The organism is Endozoicomonas sp. Mp262 (assembly GCF_025643335.1).
Classification (GTDB): domain Bacteria; phylum Pseudomonadota; class Gammaproteobacteria; order Pseudomonadales; family Endozoicomonadaceae; genus Endonucleibacter.
This window is the reverse complement of the sequence record NZ_CP092489.1, coordinates 3,777,479-3,795,625: the sequence shown is the minus strand read 5'-3', so window position 1 is coordinate 3,795,625 and position 18,147 is coordinate 3,777,479. Positions and strand designations below refer to the sequence as shown.

General features: G+C 44.5%; 16 protein-coding genes. 6 read left to right on the top strand and 10 right to left on the bottom strand.

From position 1 onward, the window contains the following. Window positions 1-130: 130 nt before the first annotated feature. From yiaY to MJ595_RS16505, 3 genes are all read right to left on the bottom strand, one after another. Complete coding sequence (gene yiaY / locus MJ595_RS16515) at window positions 131-1,282, bottom strand: L-threonine dehydrogenase (protein ID WP_263079087.1); 1,152 nt, start codon at window positions 1,280-1,282, stop codon at window positions 131-133. 457 nt (window positions 1,283-1,739) lie between these two features. Then, complete coding sequence (htpG, locus tag MJ595_RS16510; RefSeq protein ID WP_263079086.1) at window positions 1,740-3,644, bottom strand: molecular chaperone HtpG; 1,905 nt, start codon at window positions 3,642-3,644, stop codon at window positions 1,740-1,742. Window positions 3,645-3,789: 145 nt separating this feature from the next. After that, window positions 3,790-4,512, bottom strand: a complete 723-nt coding sequence (locus MJ595_RS16505) for a DUF599 family protein (protein ID WP_263079084.1) — start codon at window positions 4,510-4,512, stop codon at window positions 3,790-3,792. Between the two features lie 190 nt (window positions 4,513-4,702). On the opposite strand from MJ595_RS16505, the gene MJ595_RS16500 reads away from it, so the two are divergent. Both MJ595_RS16500 and MJ595_RS16495 read left to right on the top strand, forming a co-directional pair. After that, a complete protein-coding gene (locus MJ595_RS16500) occupies window positions 4,703-5,092 on the top strand; it encodes a hypothetical protein (RefSeq protein WP_263079082.1) in 390 nt (129 codons plus the stop codon). A 2-nt stretch (window positions 5,093-5,094) separates the two neighbouring features. Then, the gene (locus MJ595_RS16495; RefSeq protein ID WP_263322531.1) at window positions 5,095-5,874 is read left to right on the top strand and encodes a class II glutamine amidotransferase; all 780 of its coding nucleotides are present in this window, start codon (window positions 5,095-5,097) and stop codon (window positions 5,872-5,874) included. Window positions 5,875-5,945: 71 nt separating this feature from the next. On the opposite strand, the gene MJ595_RS16490 is transcribed toward MJ595_RS16495, so the two are convergent. Next, on the bottom strand, window positions 5,946-7,049 hold the full coding sequence (locus tag MJ595_RS16490) for an ion channel (RefSeq protein ID WP_263079080.1): 1,104 nt from the start codon (window positions 7,047-7,049) through the stop codon (window positions 5,946-5,948). A 219-nt stretch (window positions 7,050-7,268) separates the two neighbouring features. Between MJ595_RS16490 and MJ595_RS16485 the strand changes: the two genes are divergently transcribed. Beyond that, window positions 7,269-9,215, top strand: coding sequence for a fructose-1,6-bisphosphatase (locus MJ595_RS16485; protein WP_263079079.1), 1,947 nt, complete (start codon window positions 7,269-7,271; stop codon window positions 9,213-9,215). Between the two features lie 39 nt (window positions 9,216-9,254). Here MJ595_RS16485 and MJ595_RS16480 read toward each other — a convergent pair whose 3' ends face one another. After that, on the bottom strand, window positions 9,255-10,664 hold the full coding sequence (locus MJ595_RS16480) for a hypothetical protein (protein ID WP_263079078.1): 1,410 nt from the start codon (window positions 10,662-10,664) through the stop codon (window positions 9,255-9,257). A 215-nt stretch (window positions 10,665-10,879) separates the two neighbouring features. Between MJ595_RS16480 and MJ595_RS16475 the strand changes: the two genes are divergently transcribed. Next, complete coding sequence (locus MJ595_RS16475) at window positions 10,880-12,025, top strand: homogentisate 1,2-dioxygenase (protein WP_263079076.1); 1,146 nt, start codon at window positions 10,880-10,882, stop codon at window positions 12,023-12,025. Beyond that, window positions 12,022-12,999, top strand: a complete 978-nt coding sequence (locus MJ595_RS16470; RefSeq protein WP_263079074.1) for a fumarylacetoacetate hydrolase family protein — start codon at window positions 12,022-12,024, stop codon at window positions 12,997-12,999. The genes MJ595_RS16475 and MJ595_RS16470 overlap by 4 nt, the downstream gene beginning before the upstream one ends. Before the next feature lie 43 nt (window positions 13,000-13,042). On the opposite strand, the gene MJ595_RS16465 is transcribed toward MJ595_RS16470, so the two are convergent. The 4 genes from MJ595_RS16465 to MJ595_RS16450 form a co-directional block, all read right to left on the bottom strand. After that, on the bottom strand, window positions 13,043-14,722 hold the full coding sequence (locus MJ595_RS16465; protein WP_263079073.1) for an aspartate:alanine antiporter: 1,680 nt from the start codon (window positions 14,720-14,722) through the stop codon (window positions 13,043-13,045). 176 nt (window positions 14,723-14,898) lie between these two features. Then, window positions 14,899-15,114 (bottom strand): DUF885 family protein, encoded by a 216-nt coding sequence (locus tag MJ595_RS16460; RefSeq protein ID WP_263079071.1) that lies wholly within the window; start codon window positions 15,112-15,114, stop codon window positions 14,899-14,901. A 153-nt stretch (window positions 15,115-15,267) separates the two neighbouring features. Continuing rightward, complete coding sequence (locus MJ595_RS16455) at window positions 15,268-15,720, bottom strand: NfeD family protein (protein WP_263079069.1); 453 nt, start codon at window positions 15,718-15,720, stop codon at window positions 15,268-15,270. Then, a complete protein-coding gene (locus MJ595_RS16450) occupies window positions 15,720-16,646 on the bottom strand; it encodes an SPFH/Band 7/PHB domain protein (RefSeq protein ID WP_263079067.1) in 927 nt (308 codons plus the stop codon). Before MJ595_RS16450 ends, MJ595_RS16455 begins: the two co-directional genes overlap by 1 nt. A 96-nt stretch (window positions 16,647-16,742) precedes the next feature. Between MJ595_RS16450 and MJ595_RS16445 the strand changes: the two genes are divergently transcribed. Beyond that, on the top strand, window positions 16,743-17,018 hold the full coding sequence (locus MJ595_RS16445; RefSeq protein WP_263079066.1) for a HigA family addiction module antitoxin: 276 nt from the start codon (window positions 16,743-16,745) through the stop codon (window positions 17,016-17,018). 184 nt (window positions 17,019-17,202) lie between these two features. Here the strand turns inward: MJ595_RS16445 and MJ595_RS16440 are convergent, their stop codons facing one another. Continuing rightward, a complete protein-coding gene (locus tag MJ595_RS16440; protein WP_263079065.1) occupies window positions 17,203-18,051 on the bottom strand; it encodes a hypothetical protein in 849 nt (282 codons plus the stop codon). Window positions 18,052-18,147 lie beyond the last annotated feature (96 nt).

The window sequence follows — 18,147 nt, the reverse complement described above, 5'->3', positions numbered from 1 at the left end:
TAGCAATTGACAATAAAAACACTATCAGTTAAAGAATAGCCAACAATTAAATAACATTTTTCTTATTAGTTAATATTTCAAGCAAAAAAAGCCGCACATAGTGCGGCAAAGAATTAATGTGCTATATTTATTACATTGCGCTGAGGAAAATCCTCATAATTTCATCATGTGTTGCCTGTATTGGATTTGTAAAACCACAAGCATCCTTCAATGCATTTTCAGCCAAAACAGAAATATCTTCTTCTTTAACATTCAGTTCTTTTAGTCCAGCAGGAATTTCTACAGCAGAGGAAAGCCTTTTAATCGCTTCCAATGCTTTTTCAGCGCCCTGCTCAGCACTCAGTCCCTGTACATTTTCACCCATTGCTTTTGCAATATCAGCCAAACGGTCTGGACAGGCAGATGCATTATAGGCTTGAACATGCGGTAACAATATTGCGTTACATACACCATGAGGCAGATCATAAAAACCACCCAGCTGATGAGCCATAGCATGAACATAACCCAAACTGGCATTGTTAAAGGCCATACCAGCCAACAGCTGAGCATAAGCCATCTGCTCACGGGCTTCCAGGTCTTCACCATTCTCAACGGCACGCTCAAGATAAGCAGCAATCAGCTCAACAGCCTTGATAGCACAACAGTCTGTCACAGGTGTCGCAATAGTAGAAACATAAGCTTCCACAGCATGGGTCAGCGCATCCATACCGGTTGCAGCCGTCAGTGACTTAGGCATTCCAACCATCAATGCCGGGTCATTCACAGACATCAGTGGTGTTGTATGCTTGTCAACAATAGCCATTTTAATATGGCGCTTTTCATCAGTAATAATACAGAAACGAGTGATTTCGCTGGCTGTACCGGCAGTAGTATTAATTGCTACCAGTGGATACTGAGGTTTAGCCGATTTATCAACACCCTCGTAATCACGAATATTACCGCCGTTTGCTGCAACAATAGCAATACCTTTGGCACAATCATGGGGAGAACCACCACCCAGGGAAATGATAAAATCACAATCATGCTGTTTAACGAGCTCAACACCTTCTTCAACATTACCGCATGTTGGATTAGGCTGAGTACCATCATAAATAACAGAGCCAATACCTTTCTGATCCAGCTGTTCAGCTACCTTGCCTACCAGTCCAATCTTATTCAATACCTGGTCGGTAACAATAAGAGCCTGCTTAAAGCCTAATGAACCAATATCCTTAATAGCCTCTTCCAAGCAGCCGCTGCCCATTTGATTTACACTAGGCATAAAAAATTTCATTGCGGACATAAGAGCCTCCATTCAAGTAAATAAGGTATGACTGCCAACTATTTCAAGCAAGCAGCATTGATTAAGACCAGATTACTCTCGTGGAAATAGGTAATTATTGACCTGGAGCAAGGTTAAATAAAGAGGATAATAACCAAACACAATGCAGGCAGTAGTTCACAGCAGAGCACAACCTTCAACAATCAAAACTCGAGAATATATATTCAAAAAAATCATTAGTTATTTAAAGCAAATAACGCCCAAAGTCCATCTAAAGAACGCCAAAATTTTCTTCTATAGAAGAGAAAATAATACAAAATAATTCTTCTGATAAAATTGACAACAAAGTATCAATTCATAAAGACTTAAAAAAATAGAAAAACTCAATTAATTGAAAATCAGTGCGATTGGTATAATTAGTTGTAGTCGCTATAGACCTTTTTAAATAAAAAGGTCTATAGGTGTTTTACGAGAAATTTTAGTCCGCCATTTCAAGCAGTAGCTTATTCAGGCGATGCACATAGCTGGCAGGATCATCCAGCTTACCACCCGCTGCCAGATTAGCCTGGTCAAAAACGATTTTCACCAGATCAGCAAAGCGATCTTCATCTTGCTCCTGATCCAGTTTCAGTATCAAAGGATGGTCTGTATTGACTTCGAAAATAGGCTTAGAGCTGGGAACAGCCTGACCTGCGGCTTCCATAATCTGGCGCATCTGCGCTCCCATATCGAATTGACCTACAACCAGACAAGCCGGGGAATCAGTCAAACGATTGGTAACCCTAACTTCCTCAACCTCATCCTTCAGGATATCCTGGATACGCTTGATCAAGTCCTCTTTTTCCTTGGCAGCTTCCTCTGTGGCCTTTTTATCAGCCTCGTCATCCAGCTTGCCAAGATCAAGGTCACCCCGACCAATATCCGCAAACTGCTTGCCGTCAAACTCTGTCAGGTGGGACATTAACCATTCATCAACCCGGTCAGAAAGCAGCAGTACCTCAATACCTTTTTTGCGGAACACTTCCAGGTGAGGGCTATTAGCCGCCGCGTTATAGGTTTCAGCACAAATATAGTAGATCTTTTCCTGACCTTCTTTCATTCGCGCTACATAATCAACCAGAGACTGATCCTGGGCAGCACCTTCACTCTGGGTCGTAGCAAAACGCAATAGCTTGGCGACTTTTTCCCGGTTGGCATAGTCTTCAGCAGGCCCTTCTTTCAGTACCTGACCAAATTCCTTCCAGAAGGACGCATAGGCTTCCGGCTCTTTCTTAGCCATCTTATCCAGCATATCAAGAACACGCTTGGTGAGCGCACTCTTCATGCTATCCACCTGAGGGTCTTTTTGCAGAATTTCACGGGAAACGTTCAGGGACAGATCATTGGAGTCCACCACACCTTTAATAAAGCGCAGGTACATTGGCAGGAATTCCTCTGCCTGATCCATGATATAAACCCGCTGGACATAGAGCTTAAGCCCTTTCTGCATTTCACGGTTATACAGATCAAAGGGAGCCTTGGAAGGAAGATACAGCAGGCTAGTGTACTCCAGCTTGCCTTCAACCTTGTTATGACTCCATTTCAGTGGGTCAGCAAAATCATGGCTGATATGCTTGTAAAATTCTTTATACTCATCTTCAGAAACATCAGTACGAGGCCTGGACCATAACGCCTTGGCCGTATTAACCGTTTCCCACTCAATCTCTTTCTTGCTCCCTTCCTTCTCATCCTCCCCTGTGTTTTCCTTGATCATCAGAATTGGCAGGGAAATATGATCAGAGTACTTGCGAATAATGTTTCTCAGGCGCCAGCCATCAGCAAACTCTTCTGCGTCCTGCTTCAAATGCAGGGTGATGCTTGTGCCTCTCTTTTCTTTATCAATATTTTCAACACTGAATTCACCGGAACCATCAGATTCCCAACGAATGGCTTGTTCAGAATCAGCGCGACGGGTTTCAACAGTGACTTTATCCGCCACAATAAATGCAGAATAAAAACCAACACCAAATTGGCCAATGAGCTGGGAGTCCTTTTTCTGGTCCCCCGTCAAGTTTTTCAGGAAGTCCGCTGTACCAGATTTAGCAATAGTTCCCAGGTGAGCAATCACATCATCACGGTTCATGCCAATACCATTATCAGCAATGGTGACCGTTTTAGCCTCCTTATCAAATCCAATACGGATTTCAAGGTTAGGATCAGATTCCAACAAACTACTATTATGGAGTGCTTCAAAGCGCAACTTGTCGCTGGCATCAGAGGCATTGGATACCAGCTCTCTGAGGAAGATTTCCCGGTTGGAATAGAGAGAATGGATCATGAGGTGCAATAACTGCTTAACCTCAGTTTGAAAGCCTAATGTTTCTTTATTCGTTTCGACAGTCATTGATCCCTATACCTTAAGTCAACAATTCATTTCATTGAATACTGATAGAAATTCAGCAACTTAACGGCTGCTGTACAGTAAAATCACCTTGAAGACTAAGTAAGGGCTGGGAAGAGATTTTCAAGTGCTGCATCAATAAATATTTTTATATATTTATCTGCTTTTCACTGGAAGCCAGCACTTTGAGTACCTTGGAGTGAAATTCCCGGCAATATAATATAACCACCACCAGCATTGACATAAGAATCAGCAGCCACGGGTTGATAAACCAGGCCATTGATGCCATGGCAAAGTAGTAAGCCCGCAACCCCAGGTTAAAGTGATAGGCGGCCTCAGTCATAATCTGTCCAGCCCGGGTGGCAAAAACCTGTTGTTCCACGGGTCGTCCGTCAATGTCTTCACAAAGGGGTGCACTTCCCATTATCACACTGGCAAAGTTATACAGCCTGTGGCTCCAGGTAAACTCGAAAAAGGAATACACAAAAATAATAACCATAACCAGCACTTTGAATTCCCACAGTTCACGCGTGGTTGTGGAGACAAAAGGAAAGGTAGACAGAATACCCACCGCCTCTTCCGAGGCTGCAATTCCAGCAATAAGACCCGCAATAACCAGAATACTGGTAGAGGCAAAAAAACTCACCCCAGCCCGAAGGTTAGTGAGTAAACTGGCGTCAGCAATACGGTTATCACGCTTTAGCAACCTTAGCATCCAGTCCCGCCGGTACAGTGCCAGGACACTGGCAAGGCAGGGCGTCTCCCGCCCCTTCCTTCTTGAATAAACCGTATACCCGACCCAGCATAACAACATGGCAAATAAGGCCAGCCAATCAAGAAAAGAACCCAGAACCCATGAGGCACTTAACATAATTATTCTCCAGGCAGCAACAAGTCTATTTGTCTGAAACCTGCAAATGACAGATTTGTTCTTCTAACATATGATAAGACATCCCTGATAACCTCACGGATTATAGACTACTGTCCAACAGTCTCGTCCCTTATTATCGGCCAATAATCATTAAGGAATACCACCGGTTAAAACCGGTTCAGGAAAACAGATGACTAGCACGCAATATATGATAGGCTGGGCTGCCTACCTGGCAGGTGCAACGGGTTGCATGATCTCTCTTTGGCTAATCACTAAAAATCTACCTGTCCGGTTAAGGCGGGTGCTATATATGGATGCTGCTGTACTGCTCTACCTTCCCTGGAAAACCATTCCGGATCAAAGTTATCTTTCGCCAGCCCTTCTTGCAGCCATTTATGATGGCCTTGGCCAGGGTACAGATGCTATGCAAAGGGCTGGCCTGGTGGTGGCGGCGGCTTTAGCGGCTACAACGGTGATAACCCTTTGCATTCCTGTAAAAAGAGCAGCAGCATCCGCTGAAAAGAATCAACCCGCCAAAAAACAGCCACAACGGCCTGTCCGTAAAGAGCCGACGTGCTGATTATGTGTGAACTTCTAGGTATGAGCGCCAATGTACCCACAGACATCTGCTTCAGTTTTGCAGGGCTGATGCAACGTGGTGGCAAAACCGGCCCCCACCGGGACGGCTGGGGAATATCATTTTATGAAGGACGAGGCCTGAGAGAATTCAAGGATCCTTTCCCTAGCTGTACTTCCGAAATCGCAAAACTGATACGGAACTACCCCATTAAAAGCCATGTTGTAATTAGCCATATACGTCAGGCCAATGCGGGCCGGGTTTGTCTGGAAAACACCCATCCTTTTACCCGCGAACTCTGGGGAAGATACTGGAGCTATGCCCATAACGGCCAGTTAAAAGGTATCAAGAAAAAAGCACTGAACTATTACTTCCCTGTGGGTACCACTGACAGTGAATATGCCTTTTGCTGGATTATGGATCAAATCCGTACTGCCTTTCCCAAAAAACCAAGAAGTAACAAGGCCCTATCCAGGCTCCTTCACACACTCAGTGAAGAGCTTCGATCACTGGGTGTATTCAATATGCTGCTCACCGACTCCAGTCACCTTTATTGTTATTGCAGTACCAAGCTAAGCTGGCTGACCCGTCAGGCTCCTTTTGACAGGGCAACCCTTAAGGATGATGAATTCACCATTGATTTTGAGAAAGAAACAACCCCCAATGATATTGTGACAATTATCGCCACAGAACCGCTGACAGATAATGAATCGTGGGCCAGGTTGAACACGGGGCAAATGGTTGTCTTTAAAGATGGCGTCTTGTTGCACCAACTCAACGGATAGACAGGAACTGTCACTTCGTCCTGAGCCGGCTACCCGGTTCAGGGCAGGGAACAAAATCCAGAATGCCCGGCTCAAGCCATTTCTTCCCAGGCAATTTCATTCCCCCTGATTCGCTGCGCAGACATAAAATAGACAAACTGACCTGCCCTGACAGGCTGCTGGCTGGGCGGATTCAGCAGCAGATCATTACCTGTTATAGTGTCAGCAATACCCAGGGCAATGGCCTCATGCCGTCCTTTCATAACTTTTAAAAGCTGGCCAAACGTCGTCCCTGAAAAATCATTCGGCACCTGAATACTATACTGGGTAGGCCCTTCCAATGTAGACAGTAACTGGGACTGCAACCTTGAGGATCCAGGATCCTGAGCCGACCTTACCAAAAGATCAACCGATATACTGGTATGACACTCCACTTGCGGACAGTGGGATTCAACCAATTTTGCCATTCGATAATGCTCAAACCAGGCAACAATATGTGCTTTGGTTTTAGTGGCACAAACCGAAAGACAAGTGGCTAATGTCTGGTCATCTGTTTCCTGAAAAACAATGATCCGGCTGGCCCGTTCAATAGCAGCACGATCAAAGATATCCTGATCTGTTAGCTGCTCACCACGAACAAAGCGCACTTGATGGGGCAAAGGGTTTTCCATATCCTGATCAGTACAAAGAACCACCTCCCTGCTTAAACGGCGGGTATCGCCAAATATCAACTGCACCATTCTATTAGTTTTTTCAGGATGCCAGCCAAGAATAACAATGTGATCCCGCAACTGTGAATAATCCGCTTTACCCTGCATGCCTCTTCTCCAGATCTCGATAAAAAAGGATGATAATTTACCCAGAAAAGCTGCAAAAAGAACCACAGCCCCCGGCATTAGAAAAATAGCTGCCACCAGTCTGCCCCCCAGGGTGTCCGGGCTAAAATCACCATATCCTACGGTAGTGGCAGTGGTCACATAAAAGTAAAACCAGTTCCCCGGTTCAATGAGTACCGGCTCACCGACAGCTATCATCAATAACCAACTGGATGCGTAATGTAAAAGCAATAAGGCCAATAGGGCCAACCAGCTTAATCTGAGCAGCTGGTCATTTAAAAACTTCAGCATGTACTTGATGGTTTCCAAATACCGTTTCTCCCATAAATAGACCTGACGATCATATCTTATGCTGCTCACCTGATTTTATTATGGTTATATAGGAATCATCATCATCGTAAAATCAGATAAGTAAGAGCCATTCTAACCTTTATGATAAGTTTTGTTATAGAATGATATCCCGTTTTACTGGTAGGTGAGTTAACCCGGAATTATTCTCGATTAAACCTGAGAATACACCGGGATTAAATCCCCAGGATAATTAATTTTCAGACAATTTGACCATTTAAAAGGGGAGTTATGGACAATACGGAGTACCTGCAGTTACTGGCCAGGCAATACCCCAGTATTGGTGATGTAGCCACTGAGTTAATCAACCTGAAAGCCATTCTCAACCTCCCCAAGGGGACTGAGCACTTTCTCACCGATATACATGGCGAATACGAAGCCTTCTCCCATCATCTGCGCACCGCCTCCGGCGTCATGATGTTCAAGGTGAATGATATTTTTGGTTACTCTTTATCTGAACATGATAAAAAAATGCTGGCCATACTGATATCGTACCCCGAAGAACGCCTGAAAATCGTTCGGGAAGAAGGCCGCAACCAAAAAGACTGGTATCAGGTCACTATTCACCGGCTTATTACTATCTGCAAAGTACTGACGTCAAAATATACCCGCTCGAAGGTTCGTAAGTCCCTGCCCGGGGATTTTTCCTATATCCTTGACGAGCTATTGCATATGGAGATCAGCCAGCTCAATAGAGAGGACTACTACCACCAGATTATCAATACGGTCATTGAGCTGGAGCGGGCTGATAATTTTATTATTGCCATCTGTAAGGTAATGCAACAACTGGCTGTTGACCGATTGCATATTATTGGTGATATCTATGACCGGGGACCTTACCCCCACAAAGTCATGGATCATCTGATGGCTCACCATGATGTTGATATACAGTGGGGTAACCATGATGTTCTCTGGATGGGTGCAGCCATTGGCCACCCGGTAATGGTAGCCACAGCCATTCGCATCGCCCTGCGTTACGCCAACCTTGAATGTCTGGAAGAAGGCTACGGTATCAACCTGCTTCCCCTTGGTCAGCTGGCTATGGAAGTCTATCATGATGACCCCTGTACCGAATTTTTACCCCGACTGACTGGCAATGAAGAGTTTTATGCAGAAAAGGACAAGCTTCTGATTGCCCGAATGCATAAAGCCATATCTGTCATCCAGTTCAAGCTGGAAGGCCAGTTAATTAAACGCCGCCCTGAATTCTCAATGGACGACAGGGACTGCCTGAGTCGTATTGATTATGCCAAAGGACTATTCAAAACAGCTAAAGGCCATGTTGAACTCACCAGTAACCATTTCCCAACCATTGACCCTAAAGACCCTTTAAAGCTTACCAAGGATGAACAGGCTGTTATTGATAGACTGACGTTCTATTTCAGCAATAGTGAAAAGCTGCAAAAACATGTTCGTTTTTTCTATACCAATGGCTCTCTCTACCTTACCTGCAATGGCAACCTGCTGATTCACGGTTGTATTGTGCTGGATGACCATGGGCAGTACCAGAACCTGGCCATCAATGGCAAAAATTATTCCGGTCAGGCACTTCTGGATAAATTTGATGAGCTGGTTCGCAAGGCACAATACACCCGCAATATCAATGATGCAGACTGGCTATGGTATCTCTGGACAGGCCCCAAGTCCCCAATGTTTGCCAAACACAAAATGGCCACCTTTGAGCGTTATTTCCTGAAGGATAAAGCGCTGCACAAGGAAGTTCTTAACCCCTACTTTCAACTTCGTGGGCATGAAGAAATTTGCCAGAAAATACTGGACGATTTTGGTCTTGATCCCAAGAATGGCCATATTATCAGTGGTCATACCCCGGTTAAGGAGATCAAGGGAGAAAGTCCTATTAAAGCCAACGGCCGGTTACTGGTGATTGATGGAGGACTCTCTCGTCCCTATCAGGTGACTACCGGTATTGGCGGTTATACCCTGATCTATAACTCATGGGGCTTAAGACTGGTGTCGCACAAGCCCTTCAGCTCCACTGAGCAAGTGATAAAAGAAGGGGTAGAAATCAACTCTGCTATCCGGGTATTGAAAAAAACCCATCGCAAACGGGTGATGGATACGGATGCAGGAAGAAACATCAGCAAGGAAATCAACCGGCTTAACTTGCTATTGGATGCTTATCGTAATGGTAAAATACCTGAATCCAATATCTCTTGATTTCAACTGAAATCAAGAATCTTATCTTAATGGAAAAACTCAGAGCACTGGCTGCTCTGGGTTTGATTCATTTGAAATTATTTTCTTCCATTTCTCTCTAAACCCCTCAGGAAATTTATCTTGCATCTTCCTATGAATACCCATTAACCCTTCAATATTTTCATACAGTTTCCATGCTTCCACTTCTGTAGTGGGAAGCAATCCATCTGATACCTTAAAATAGCGCACCCCATTTTTAGATATAACAAGATCCAAAGCTAATCTTTCAGACTCAAAACTGATTATAAATCGAAGCAGATCCATAATTTTCACCACAAGCTTATTGTTTCTTTTCTCTTTAGAATTATAGGGTGGAAGATAAAAATGCTGGGTAAGCTTCTCATATTGATAGCAATGACGAACACCTGAATAATCATCAGTATAATACCTGCCTTTTTGGATCTTAATAATAATTGATAAACACTTTCCGTCTTCAATCAGCACTCTCATCTTCCCAAAATCTTTGATACCTCGCGGAAAGCAAATAAACTCCCTAAAATCCCCACAACCATAAGGGCAGGACGTTCTTCGTCTCAAAAGGTCAGAAAAACTGCAAACATCTATATTACAACAGCCTGTTGTAACCGGTATTCCAGGTAGTCTACAAAAACAAATGGGACATTCCAACGCCCTGTAGCGATCACCATCTGGCAATTCAAAATCTGTCATTGTTTCAGCATCACATGTCTCAGGCTTTACCATAAGCCCCATATGTTTTTGATTAGAACCACCATGGGGAAAATTATTAATCGATGCGCTAGCCATTCCTTTAGCTAAACAGTTTAAATTTTCACTTAAATCCTCGGTTTCAGCTCCACTACTTTCCCCATGCCCAGCTTCTAAACTGAATTGCGATTCTTTATCAAAATCAGCAGTAGCAGTTTTGAAATTATCAATCGCCTGTCTTAAAAAATCATCCATTGCTTTTCTTCTTTTACTACCGATATCATCTGACCAATAAAGAAGATTATTATAATCATCAGAAAATAAAAAATAGATATTACACTCATCATCAGAATTCGTGAGCATTTGACCATATAGCATTTGTATATTATCACTTACTAATTCCACCTGATCACTAACTGTTTTTTCATACTGAACCGGAATAACCCAGGTTGAGACTGTAGCCTCCCTTAGTTTTTGCGCCTTTCCTACTTTCACTAACGCCCAAAACTCAAGCAAAACCTCCATATATTTTGTTTTTATCACGCTTGTTGTCAAACATACTTTTCTATCCCTCCCTGCTCTGGCATAAAATTTTTCATTTTCCTGAGGCGGTCGATGCTGTTTATTGGCTTCAGTCATTAATTTCATTTCTTCATTACTGCCAGAAACAACCATCCATAAATTCACCTTGCCATTTTCAATACCTGATATTTTATCCAAAAAAGCGATAACTTGTTCATACACGTATTGCGATGCTTCCTTTTTTGTCTCCCATTTATGAGGTATGATATATATAGTCTCAATATAGATAGCAGATATTGCGGTTTTCGAATAACACGTCATAAATACAAATATCAAAAAAAATAACATGACTGACAAATCTCGATTTCAAAGAATCCCCCTTATCTCAAACTAAAACCCAATATATTTATCATAGAAAAATAAAAAAAGAGTATAGCATGACCAAAAAACCATGGATCAGCCTCCCCATTAGAGAAGGGATCCACTCCAGACAGGCCCATTGTGACCTACCAAAAAACACCTATGAAAGGGAGCTGGGTAGAGAAGGCTTTTTCGGACCAGTAACCCAAATGCATCATCGCCATCCTCCCACTGGCTGGACCTCTTTTGAAGGCCCCTTATCTCCCCGGGCCTTTGATCTCCTGAAGATGGATAACCATGTCTCCAATCCCTGGGAGCTTTCACCATTTCTTTTTAATGAAAATACCCATCTCCGGCTATGGACTTTATCCCAATCCATGGATCATTTAGTTCGTAACAGTGACGGTGATGAGCTGCTATTTATCCATCAAGGCCAGGGGGATCTCTTTTGCGACTACGGTCATTTATCTATTTCTGAAGGCGATTACCTGGTTATTCCGAGAGGCTCAGCCTGGCGGCTTGAAACTCAAACCGGACTAACCCTGCTATTGATAGAAAATCGCGATGGTTGCTATCGTTTTCCGGATAAAGGATTTGCTGGTTACAACGCAGTCTACGACCCGGCAGCCTTGGACTATCCTAGAATCAATGACCAGTTCTTAAACCAGCAAGATGAAAACCACTGGGATATCCTTGTCAAACGACTGGACCAGGTTACCCGTATCACCTACCCGTTCAACCCCCTTGATGCGGTTGGCTGGCACGGAACCAATACCGTGGTAAGACTGAACTGGCGGGATATTCGGCCTATAGTCAGTCACAGTTATCATATGCCCCCTTCCGTGCATACCACATTTATAGGCCAGGATTTTGTGGTCTGCACTTTTTGCCCAAGGCCTATAGAGTCAGATCCCGGAGCCCTAAAGGTTCCTTTTTACCACAATAATGATGATTTTGATGAAGTGCTTTTTTATCATAAAGGTAACTTTTTTAGCCGTGACCAGATTGAAGCGGGCATGGTTACCTTTCACCCCTGCGGATTTCCCCATGGCCCTCACCCAAACGCTTTAGAGAAAAGTCAGAATAATCCCGCAACATTTACCGATGAAGTGGCCGTCATGGTAGATACCCGTCGCCCTTTACATATATCAGATAATGCCAAAGCTGTAGAAATTGCCTCTTATGCCAACTCCTGGAAAACCACCGGGCAGGAACCATCATGAAACTGGCCACAAAGAAAACACAAAATCCTGATGGCCAGTTATACCTGGTCTCCCGTGATTTAAAAACCATGGTATCAGTCCCAGATATAGCCCCCTCTTTGCGTTATGCCCTGGATTACTGGGATAAAGCGGCCCCCCAACTGGAAAGTACTTACCAACAGTTGAATCTGGGGCTTTGTCGCCAGGCAGAGTCTTTTATCCCTGATACCCTCACAGCCCCATTACCAAGAGCCACGCAATGGCTGGATGGCAGTGCTTATGTAAATCATGTGGAACTGGCCAGAAAAGCACGAGGGGCAGAAATGCCGGAAAGCTTTTGGACAGACCCTTTAATGTATCAGGGAATATCCGATCAATTGCTGGGGCCAACAGAGCCTATTACTGGAAAAGAAGCATGGGGAGTGGACTTTGAGGCAGAGCTGGCTGTGATAACCGGAGACGTTCCACAAGGCTGTCCGGCTGAAGAGGCTCAACAGCATATTCGACTGATTACACTGTGCAATGATATTTCCCTGCGTAATTTAGTGGCAGCAGAGCTGGCCAAAGGATTTGGTTTTTTGCAAAGCAAACCGGCCAGTGCCTTTGGACCTGTTGCAGTAACACCCGATGAAATTCAACCCCACTGGCAAGATGGCAAACTGCATCTGCCGGTCACTGTCCAACTTAATGACCAACCCTTTGGCTCACCTGATTGCGGTACTGATATGGTATTTAGCTTTCACCAGCTCATTGCCCATGCGGCCAAAACCAGAAAGCTGGGTAGCGGAACCATCATTGGCTCAGGAACCATCTCCAATACCAATAAAAGCAAAGGTTCCTGTTGCCTGGTTGAAAAACGAATGCTGGAGATTATTGAGTTTGGCGAAGCTAAAACACCCTGGTTAAAAACAGGGGATAAGGTCAATATTGAGATCAAAGATCATAAAGGTGAATCTATCTGGGGAGGCATTGAACAAACCGTCACCCTTGATTGATTATTACCAAGCCGGATAACCCGCTACCCGGCTTGGCAAAATGCTAAAACAGCGTTGCTATCAATGATCCAGCAACGGTGAACAAAACATTAGCCAGCGCATAAGTACCCACATACCCCAAAGAGGGTACAGTGCTCTGCGCCATTTCGTTAACAGTTTCCATTGCCGGAGCACAGGTTCTGGCTCCGGTCAGAGCACCGATCAACAACGCCGGATTCATTTTCAAAACGTGCCTACCAAACAAGTAGCTCAGTATAACCGGCACAATACTCACAAGAAGGCCTGAAACAATAATTACAGGTCCTACCTGGGTGAGATAATCCAGAATTCCCCGACCTGCGCTGAGACCAATACCAATCATAAAGACCAGCAGGCCCAGATCTTTTAAAAGTTTCAATGCAGCCTGGGGAACATGACCAACGGTTGGATGAATTGCGCGAAGATACCCCATAATAATACCGGAAGCTAAAAGTCCGGTGGCATTTCCGATGGTAAAGTCAAAACTGCCAAAAATCACATTGATATTACCGATCATCAGACCAATGGCAAAGAATGTTGAGAATGAAACCAGGTCCGTAATTCGGCTGTGCACACTGATAAAACCGATTCGATCAGCCTGCTTGGACACCCGTCGTTTTTCACCACTCACCCGTAAGACATCCCCTTTATTGAGAAGAATATCCCGTTCAATGGGCATTTCTATCTGGGAGCGGGTAATCCGATTTAAAAAGCAGCCTGACTCAGCCAAACTCAATTCTGAAAGATGCTTCCCTACCCAGCGATCATTTTTAACCACCACATCCTCTGTGACAATCTGTAAATCCAACAGATCCCGGTCAAAGACTTCATTACCATCACGAAAAAGCGGGTCCAGCAACGCATGGCTTTCCGGATATCCCAACAGGGCAATTTCATCCCCTTCCTGAAGCAAAGCATCACCGGCAGGTTCAGCGAGAATACCTTTCCGACGGATTCGCTCAATATAACAACCGGTGCGACGGTGAATCCCCACATCCCTCAGTGTCTGGCCTTCAAAAGATTCTGCCAGTGCCTTATTAACCCGATAGCCCCGAATAATAGGCAGATAGGTTTTTTGATTCTCCTTGTCATCAAACCCCCTTTCCCTGGCAATAGTTCTGGCTTCATCGGGCAAATCCAGCCTCACCAGACGCGGCAAATAGCGCACCACCAGCATCAAACCAATTAACCCCACCAGGTAGGTCAGGGCATAACCGATACTAAGATTATCCTGCAGTGTGTCCAGCTGGCTAACAACATTAGGGTCACTCAGGCTTCGAAGCGCTTCCTGGGCACCAACCAGTGCCGGCGTTGAGGTTAATGCACCGGCCAGCAGTCCGGCGGTCAGCCCTGTATCGAAGTGGAAAAGACCCGACATTAACAGGGTCAGGCCAAATGCAGTGGCAGTCAAAAATAATGCCAGCAGTGCGTAATGCTTACCATCACGAAGGAAAACACTGAAAAAGTGGGGGCCTGCCTCAATACCAACGCAAAAAATAAACAACATAAAGCCCACACTGTCGAGACCCTTTGGCAGTTGAAAACCGATTTCACCAAAAGCAAGGGCCGCAGCCAGCACACCGATAGTGGCACCGATTTTAAACGACCCTATATTTAACTTCCCTATTAACAGGCCTATGCCAAGAATCACAAATAGCAATAACTCGGTGCTTTGCTTCAGCAGCGAGAGGAGATCAATAGTCACGGGAGCGATCCAGTCAGTTTGGCAAAAACCTTATATTAGAATGTTAACCGGTATTATTTTTTGCTTTGAGTCATAGGAGCACTTCGTACCCCGCAGAATGCATGAAATAGCAAGGGGCTATGAATAACAATAGCCCCTGATAGCAAGCCTGTTTTTAAGCCAAAACCAGTTTGGGTTTAAGATTTAATAGACCCGATCCAGCGCCTGATCTTGGCTTGCAGCACTCCCATAGGCAATGCACCGAGCTCAAGGATTTTATGATGGAACTCCTTCATATCTTTCACAGGAATATTAGCTTCATCGACTCCCAGGTGATCCGCCAGTTCTTTTCTTAAATCCAGCAGGGTCAGGCTTCCTGTTTTATAGGAAACAGCCTGGCCAACGTAAGCCATAGATTGGTAAATAATAGATATTTGGTATGATTGGATAAAATCAGTTTTTTTATAAGCTAATTCAGACCATTAAAGCCAAGAAGCTATTTTTCAAACAGCCTCTTGGCTCGAATCAACCGGGTAAAAAAGTTCCTTTAATCATCAAACAGGAATTTATCGCCCTCGCTCCTCAATGATTAACGTCATATTATGACTCCCTGTAACAGCTACCAAAGTCCCTTTCTCCAATGGCTTACTGGCCTGTACTTTCCAGAAGGTATCGCCTAGCTGAACCCGACCCTGGGCGTTAGGCAGATCCTGCTCCAGTTCAAAAATACACCCAATAAGTTGAGAGGCCCTGTTGTTCAGTTCTGGATGGTCGCTACGCTCATTGAGGTTTTTGAAAAATTTCCAGTAGGCAATGGTAAATAGCAGACTAAAAAGACCAAACAATGCCATCTGCCATGCCCAGCTAAGATCCGATGACAACCCTATAGCGCCTGCCACTAAAAAAGCTGCCGCAGCACTACCCAGTAAAAAACCGCCCGCCCCTAACGCCTCAGCACCTAACAGTAAAAACGCTATGATTAGCCAATGCCATGGCTGAATGGTATTCAAAAACTCCATTAACTCTCCCGGGTTTTATGTGAGGTCGCCTCTCCCACCAGCTCCTTGATTCCTGCCAGGGAGCCAATGACACTACCTGCCTCCAGAGGCATCATAATTACTTTATTGTTTTCTGCTGCCGCCACATCTTTCAAGGCATCAACATATTTCTGGGCAATAAAATAGTTGATAGCGCGGGAATCACCTTCAGCAATCGCCTGGGAAACCGCATCCGTCGCTTTCGCTTCAGCTTCTGCCAGCCGCTCTCTTGCTTCAGCCTCTCTCTTCGCAGCTTCCAGCTCACCTTCAGCCTTTAAAATTTGTGCCTGTTTTTCCCCTTCAGCCACCTTAATTGCTGCTTCCCTGGAGCCTTCAGCCTCAAGAATCTGAGCCCGTTTTTCACGTTCTGCCTTCATCTGTCTGGCCATCGACTCAACCAGATCGGCAGGAGGCGCAATATCCCTAAGCTCGATTCGAGTCACCTTAACCCCCCAGGGATCAGTGGCTTCATCCACCTTGGTAAGCAGCTGACCATTAATCCGGTCCCGGTTTGATAACATCTCATCCAATTCCATAGAACCCAGCACAGCCCTGATATTGGTCATAACCAGATTTTGCATGGCCCTGGGCAGGTCATTAACCTCATAAGACGCCTTAACCGCATCCTGAACCTGAAAAAAACAAACAGCATCGGTGGTAACCTGAGCATTATCAGAAGAGATAACCTCCTGGGGAGGGATATCCAGTACCTGCTCCATCATATTAACCTTACGTCCAACACCATCAATCAAGGGGATAATAATATGAAGCCCGGAAGGCAGTGTGCGGGTGTATTTTCCAAAGCGCTCCACCGTATACTGAAAACCCTGAGGAACCATCCTGACTCCTCTGGCAATCAACACACCTATCAGCACAACAAAGACTATGGTTGCTACCTCAAACCCCATAACAGTGCTCCTTAAGTAGAAATTAGAACATTCACATTTGTATTTATCTTTATTATCTTAACAGTTATTAATAATAAAAATATTGGTGATTAGTTCATGCGCATCCCCAAGCATCCCGGCGAAATTTTTTATGATGACTACATGATAGACCTGGATCTTAAGAAAACTGATGCCGCTCAAACCCTGGGCATCCCTGAAAAAGAGCTATCCGACTTTTTATTGCAGAAAAAGCCGGTGGATGCAGAACTGGCCTACCGGTTATCGTTAACAACCAAAACATCAGCCAAGTACTGGATGGATATTCAGATTAGCTACGACCTTTGGAAAAACAGGCATCTGGAAAACCTGAAGCTGAAACCTTTTAAAAAATAGCCATACTGTAGTGAAAGAATATCCCTATTCAACCCTTTGATCCTAGCGCTGGGAGGCGCTGGCATTAATACAATAAGTTCAGTTAAGCATAAGTGAAGCACACGAATGAATTCCCGGCGAGACACCGGGAACGTGGTGTTGGCTGTATACTCCTTAGTGCACTAGCGATAGCTCATATCATGGTCTATAAGCTTCCATCTGCAGTTTCATCTCCATCTATAGGTTCCATCTCCAAGTATTTACTCCGCATCTTATCAAACTGTTGTTTACCATTTTGGTAACTCTGATGCTGTCCATGACGATCCGCATAGCCCTGAAGGAAGCCACACTTAGGGTACTTACAAGCATGTTTTTCTATTGGATTATCATCAGGAATCCATTTAAACAGACAAATACCACAATGAAAGCATCGGACAGTGTCCCCCGTCCTAGTCCAAAACAGTCCTGCGTCAGACAGGATATGAGGAGCAGGTAAACCTTCACCCCACCCCTGATTATCAGCACTCCCCTGAAATGAGGAAAGCCGTTTATCAAAATCAGCATACCCCTTAAACGCTGGTTCTTTATCCTCTTCTTCACTGTGTACTAGCAGTGACTCTTCATACAAAACCCTGTCTAAATATAGCTGATCTAGAAACATTTCTTCATGCCCGTCCAGAATAGCATAGAGGTTCTGACATTCTCCTAATAAAACTATCCCCTCTTCCAGGAAATGCGAACAATCAAAATAAAGCAAGTCTCCAAGTTCTCTGATGATCTTTGCGTTTTGATCGTCGTCTTTTTTTGCTCTACGATGTTTCAAAGACTGATACAACCTAGCCATCAGAGCCTTGCCGATTCCCCGACAATATGGACAACCAGCCTTCGGGTCATCCATGTTCATATTCCAGGCATTAAAAAACATACGTTGCACCCCCAAGCATGTTAGGGCGATCGCCTTCACAACACTGTTCCTAATATTCACTATCTCTGGCACTAATTCGTTAGGGGTAGCCTCTATTTTCTGAACCCCTGATGGTACTGCCTCAATCACGTCTACTTGCTGGTTGTAGCCTTCGATATTATCTTCACATGCTTTTTTAGGTACCGTTAAAATTGCCCCTGTGAAATAATGCGAGTTTACGGTTAT